5 protein-coding genes are annotated in these 6928 nt (G+C 35.1%); all 5 read left to right on the top strand.

What is annotated here, in order from left to right:
- Positions 1-325 precede the first annotated feature (325 nt).
- Positions 326-1795 carry a spore germination protein gene (locus tag F7888_RS20765; RefSeq protein ID WP_191783009.1) on the top strand — a complete coding sequence of 490 codons (1470 nt, stop codon included), beginning with the start codon at positions 326-328 and terminating at the stop codon, positions 1793-1795.
- A 197-nt stretch (positions 1796-1992) separates the two neighbouring features.
- Positions 1993-2175 (top strand): YqgQ family protein, encoded by a 183-nt coding sequence (locus F7888_RS20760; protein ID WP_191783021.1) that lies wholly within the window; start codon positions 1993-1995, stop codon positions 2173-2175.
- A gap of 30 nt (positions 2176-2205) precedes the next feature.
- Positions 2206-3159, top strand: a complete 954-nt coding sequence (locus F7888_RS20755) for an ROK family glucokinase (protein ID WP_191783007.1) — start codon at positions 2206-2208, stop codon at positions 3157-3159.
- Between the two features lie 419 nt (positions 3160-3578).
- Positions 3579-5474, top strand: a complete 1896-nt coding sequence (locus tag F7888_RS20750) for an LTA synthase family protein (RefSeq protein ID WP_191783005.1) — start codon at positions 3579-3581, stop codon at positions 5472-5474.
- 131 nt (positions 5475-5605) lie between these two features.
- The gene (locus tag F7888_RS20745) at positions 5606-6799 is read left to right on the top strand and encodes a M14 family metallopeptidase (RefSeq protein ID WP_191783003.1); all 1194 of its coding nucleotides are present in this window, start codon (positions 5606-5608) and stop codon (positions 6797-6799) included.
- Positions 6800-6928: the final 129 nt, after the last annotated feature.

The following is a 6928-nucleotide window of genomic DNA, read 5'->3' as shown; positions in this document are numbered from 1 at the left end:
AAAGTAAAGAAGCAGAAAATAACTGCTCTTATTAGAGTTGCCCAAAAAGAACGTAAATCATAATTTAGAGTGGGAGCCTTGACAGTTTCGTTCATATCAGGAGGCTCACCGGTCACCCCACAGGACGCGGAGTGTATTCAGGCTGCGGTATTAAAAGCAACAATATATACGAAAAACAGCCTTCCTCCATGTATATTTCCATTATTTTAAGTGTATAAAGATGAGGTGAATATATATTTAGGCCTCTCAACTTACGAGAGTCTGTAACAGCGTAAGGGTGCATAGTACTGAAACGTCCCTTTTACGATAGATTGGAGTTGTGTTTATGGAAGAACAAGATAAAATTACAAATCTCGTTTCGACGAAATTAGAGGATAATGTTGCATTCCTAAAGGAAAACCTTGGTGTCGATAAAAGTTTTGATATCATGCATATTGAATTAGAAGAATATGCCGGTAGAAATATGGCGATGTTTGTTGTGGATGGATTAATTAAAGATGACATTCTACATTTATTGCAAAAGTTTTTATTACAACAAGATGCTGAAAGTTTAGATGGGAATACGCTTGATAAGCTAATAAAAAAATACATTCCTTATGTTGAAGTTGAAAAACAAAATGATTTAGACAAAGTTGTCGATGGAGTGTTAGCAGGGCCAACAGCACTTGTTGTGGATGGCATTGACCATGTAATCATGATTGATGCAAGAACTTACCCTGTTAGAGGAATAGAAGAGCCGGACATTGAACGAGTTGTTCGAGGTGCACGTGATGGATATGTAGAAACCATCGTATTTAATACAGCCTTAACACGTAGAAGAGTAAGAGACCGCTCACTTAGGATGGAATATCTACAGGTCGGTCGTCGATCAAAGACAGATATTGTTATTAGTTATATAGAGGACATAGCTGATCCAGAACATATTGAATCAGTTAAAAAAGCTATTACAAAAATTGATACTGATGGCTTACCAATGGGTGAAAAAACAATTGAAGAGTATATCTCGGGACGACATTATAATCCATACCCGGTTGTACGTTACACCGAGAGACCTGACACAGCAGCTGCGCATTTATTTGAAGGACATATTATAATTATGGTAGATGGTTCACCAAGTGTTTTAATTACACCAACAACCTTTTGGCATCATTTACAGCATGCGGAAGAATATAGAAATAAACCCATTGTTGGTGCGTATTTAAGACTTGTCCGATATTTAGCAGTATGGGCATCCATCTTTTTATTACCACTATGGTATTTGTTTGCAACTAACACAGATTTATTACCAGAAGCATTAAAATTCATTGGTCCGAACGAAACAGGACAAGTTCCAATAATATTACAGTTTCTCTTGATTGAGGTTGGTATTGATATGCTGAGAATGGCTGCCATACATACCCCCAATTCCTTAGCGACAGCACTTGGATTAGTTGCAGCCATTATGATTGGTCAAGTAGCGGTGGCCGTTGGGTTGTTCTCAAATGAAGTTGTCTTATATTTATCAATTGCAGCAATTGGAACCTTTGCCACTCCAAGTTATGAAATTAGCTTAGCGAATCGATTGGTTAGAATTGTCTTACTGATTATTACAGCGTGTTTAGGTGTAATTGGTTATGTAGTAGGAGTCGTTCTATTTATTATTATGTTAGCAAGAATGAAATCATTTAATGTCCCATACTTATGGCCATTTATTCCATTTTCATTCCGTGAGTTTATTAGTGTGCTTGTACGTGCACCTATCCCTCTTAAACGGAGGAGACCAAGAATTATCCATCCACAAGATCCTGATAAGTAAAACAAATATGTATTTTAATAAAACAGGTGAATTCTTTGCAAAAAGATCACCTGTTTTTGTACTTATTATGAGATGGATTCCATAATTGACTTAAAAATGGCATAATTTTGTGCAAAGAACACTTGCTAAAGCGCTTTATTTCATCTAATCTAATGATGTGAGCGTTTGAACAGCGAGAAGGTGATCTTTTGAAAACGATGTTAGACATACGAAATATGCTTAAAAAATATGGATCTTTTATTTACACTGGTGATAAAATCGCTGATTTGGAAATGATGGAAATGGAAATACGTGAGCTGTATCAATCACAGCTACTCGAACCTAAGGACTACCAAATGGCATTATTGATCCTGATGCAAGAAATGAAGAAATATAACTAAGAAATACATAATTAAAGGATGTTGAATGAAATGAATGAGAAATGGTTAGTAGGAATTGATCTTGGTGGAACAACAATTAAAATGGCTTTCATCAATCAATATGGAGAATTTATTACTAAGTGGGAAATAGATACGAATAAAGAGACAATTGTCGTTGATATCGCAAAAGCGATTGATATAAAGCTTGATGAATTAAAAGAGACAAAGGCTAAATTAGCTGGGATCGGTATGGGTGCACCAGGACCAGTTAACATGGAAACTGGACTTATATATGAAGCGGTTAATCTCGGTTGGAAGGACTATCAATTAAAGTCACACCTAGAATTAGAGACTGGATTGCCTGCAGTCATTGACAATGATGCTAATATTGCTGCTCTAGGAGAAATGTGGAAGGGAGCAGGTGACGGTTCAAAAGATCTCATTTGTGTCACATTAGGAACAGGTGTCGGTGGTGGAATTATTTCAAATGGTGAAGTTGTTCATGGTGTTAACGGAGCAGGTGGAGAAATAGGTCATATTACAGCCATTCCGGAAGGTGGTTCACCATGCAATTGTGGAAAAACGGGTTGCTTAGAGACAGTTGCCTCTGCTACTGGAATCTCAAGACTGGCTGTACAGGCACTTAAGGACTCTACAGAGGAATCCAGATTACGTGACCTATTTGAACAAAACGGCCAAATGACTTCAAAAATGGTTTTTGATGCGCTAGCAGAAAATGATCCAATCGCAAAAGATGTGGTGGATCAAGTCGCTTTCCATCTTGGTTTTGCGCTTGCGAATTTAGCGAATGGATTAAATCCAGAGAAGATTGTTATTGGTGGCGGAGTGTCAAAAGCAGGGGAGGATTTACTAAACCCAGTACGTGAACAGTTCAAACGATTTGTATTTCCAAGAGTTGGTGCTGGAGCAACATTCACAATTGCTCAATTAGGTAATGATGCAGGAGTTATTGGTGGAGCCTGGATTGCTAAGACAAAATTATAGACTACAACAAAGAGAATTCTGATGAGTTCTCTTTTTTTGCCCATTTTTTTTAATCTAACTGTAATAAAATTTAAAGCTATTACAATTGAAAAATGGATAAAAATGTAATTTAAATTTAATTATCATCAAGAAATTTATTATGGATGAAACCACTTACATAGCTGTTACATAAAGGATTTGGTTATTTTATGTAATATTCTGAGTATTAAAACATTGATTTATTATGAAACTTTCAAGTGACTTGTACGTCTAATATGTGTAATAAATGTAAAAGACTAGTAAACTTCTAGTTATTATGTACAACTACTGAACATTGATTTTATGTAAAAAAAGTATTAATATTATTTGTAGCCTTTTCAATACCCTAAATATGGAAAATGTTTTTTGAGCGGGTTGGAAGAGTCAAGGAGGTTTATTAGATGAATAAATCATCATTTCCAAAATTACAATTTTTATTATTAGCGACAGTTTTTATGTGGATTAAAACGTATATAGTATATAAAACTAGGTTTGATATAAAAATAGAGTCTTGGATGCAAGAATTCATTCTGTTTATCAATCCACTAAGCTTTCTTTTACTGGTTTTTGGTATCTCTTTATTTATGAAAGAAAAGCGAAGAAGCGGCTATATTATCATTGTGTCGTTCTTGTCTTCAGCCATTCTTTTTGCAAATGTCGTTTTTTATCGTTTCTTTAACGACTTTATCACCATTCCAGTATTGCTTCAAACGAAAAACATGGCTGACTTAGGTAGTAGCTTCACAGAGCTATTTAAGTTTAGTGATCTTTTGCTATTCGCAGATGTTCTAATTCTAGTTGCATTGTATTTCTTTAAACCTAATTTAGCAAGAATTGAATCGGTTTCGAGAAAAGAAAGAAGATATTACTATCTTATGGTTGCGGCTTTATTCTTCTTCAATCTAGGCTTATCAGAAACAGAACGTCCACAATTATTAACTCGTACATTTGACCGTGAAATTCTTATTAAGAATATAGGAACCTATAATTATCATATTTACGACATTGTTTTACAGTCAAAGTCTTCGGCACAAAGAGCATTAGCCGATAGCAGTAACTTCGTAGATATTGAAAATTATTTCAATGCTAATTATAAGAAACCGGATGAAGAGATGTTTAATATTGCGAATGGAAAAAATATTATTCTAGTCTCATTAGAATCAACGCAAAGCTTTGTTATCAATGAAACGGTTAATGGAGAAGAAATTACTCCGTTTTTAAATGATTTAATTGAGGATAGCTACTATTACGAGAACTTTTATCATCAAACAGCACAAGGAAAAACCTCTGACTCAGAGTTTATTCTAGATAACTCTCTTTATCCATTAGGAAGAGGAGCTGTTTTCTTTACTCATGGAAGTAATGAATTTACTGCAACACCTGAGATTATTAAAGAATTTGGATACTATTCATCGGTTTTACATGCCAATAATAAGAGCTTCTGGAACCGTGATATTATGTATGAATCTCTAGGCTACGATAAGTTCTTTGATATTGAGAGCTATGAGGTGAATGAAGAGAACTCGGTTGGATGGGGATTGAAGGATAAGGAGTTTTTTGAACAATCTGTGGATTTAATGAAAACTCAGCCTCAACCATTTTATTCAAAGTTAATCACATTAACGAATCATTTTCCTTTTGAATTAGGAGAAGAAGATAAACAAATTGATGAACTTGATACAAGAAGTAAAACATTAAATAGATATATTCCTACAGTTAGATATCAAGATGAAGCAGTTAAACATTTTATTCAAAAATTAAAAGACGAAGGTTTATATGAAAATTCGATTTTAATTTTCTATGGTGATCATTATGGTATATCTGAGAATCATAATGTAGCTATGGGAGAATTTCTTGGAAAAGAAATCACTCCATTTGATTCAGTTCAATTACAGCGTGTACCTTTAATCATTCACATCCCTGGTGTTACAGATGGTGAAAATTCAAAGCTAATCTCAGATGTAGCAGGACAAATCGATCTTAAGCCAACAATTTTACACATGTTGGGCATTAATACAAAGAATGATATTCATTTTGGTACTGATTTATTCTCAGGACAAAAAGTCTCATTCACCGTTCTTCGTGATGGTAGTTTCATAACGGATGATTATGTTTATACAAAATCTACATGTTATGATAAGGAAACTGGTGAAGAAATAGAGGAATCTAACTGTGAACCTTATTTTGATAAGGCTAGTAGGGAATTAGAATACTCTGATCAAATTATCTATGGTGATTTATTACGTTTCTATGAAGGCACAACATATAATGAAGAGTTAGAGAATGCGATTAAATAGGTAGTAGTGAAAATGAGGCTATCCGTTTGGATGCCTCTTTTTTCTTGTATCAATCGTGGCTCTGTACAGTTGTTATAATTTAATTCCTCCTTTCATATTGTAAGAAGAAAGAGATGAAGAGGGGGATGATGATGAAAGTACAAGTTAGATTAGGAGATTCTTTCTGGTATTATAGTCAGATTTATGGTCTGCCATTACAGTTAATCATTGATTCTAACAGAGGATTAAATATACAACAGCTTCAAGTGGGATCTGAGGTTAATATCCCTGGTTTTGTTATACAAACGTATTCTATTAAACGAGGGGATACCTTGTGGAGTCTTGCTAGAAAACAGAATCTGTTACCAGATGCTTTGTTTTTGGTCAATCCAGGGATTAATGCAGAAAACGTACAGATAGGACAAGGGATCCTTCTTCCTACACGAGTGACACGTCCTATTATTCAAACAAAGAAAAATTATGATTATCGTTCACTACAACAAGATCTAAACAGTTTACTGGAAATATATCCATTTCTACGTCAAAGCATCATCGGCCATAGTGTGCTAGGTTCAAGCATTCCAGAGATTCGTATTGGTAGGGGGAGAAAAAAGGTTCATTTAAATGGTTCATTTCATGCAAATGAGTGGATAACGACTGCTATAATCATGAAATTTGTGAATGACTATTTGTTAGCATTAACAAATATGAGTTCAATACGTGGATTTTACGTGGATCCGTTTTACTACGAAAATACACTTTCCATTGTACCTATGTTAAATCCAGATGGAGTGGACCTTGTATTAAATGGTCCACCAGGTGAAGAGCCTCATCGTTCCTCCGTGTTAGAAATAAACAAAGGGAGCCATGATTTTAAAGATTGGAAGGCTAATATAAGAGGAATTGACTTGAATAATCAATTCCCTGCAAATTGGGAAATTGAAAAAGAACGAAAAGAACCGAAATCACCAGCACCAAGGGATTATCCAGGTGAGGCACCATTAACTGAACCTGAAGCCATTGCCATGGTAGAACTTACTAAAAAACGTGACTTTGACCGGGTTTTAGCTTTCCATACACAGGGAAAAGAAATTTATTGGGGATATGAGGGACTAGAGCCACCTGAGGCACAAGTGATAGTGAATGAATTTGCTCGAGTAAGTGGCTATAAGGCAGTTAGGTATATAGATAGTCATGCTGGGTATAAGGATTGGTTTATACAAGAATATAAGCGACCAGGATATACAATTGAGCTAGGAGAAGGAGTTAATCCATTGCCTCTTACACAATTTGATGAAATTTATGAGCAAAGCCTTGGTATCTCCTTGGCCTCAATGTATACGTAACCAATTTCAGGCATCACAAGCGGGCCAAATTATGTCCTAATTGTGGTGCCTGGCACCTTTGATGGGACGAAGAAAATATTCGTAAAAAAACATTTTTTTTGCTTGAAATGAAACATTATTGCCTTCATA

Source organism: Litchfieldia stipae, from assembly GCF_014837155.1.
Lineage (GTDB): Bacteria > Bacillota > Bacilli > Bacillales > Bacillaceae_L > Litchfieldia.
Note: the sequence above shows the minus strand (reverse complement) of the source record. Positions and strands in the feature narration are given on the sequence as shown.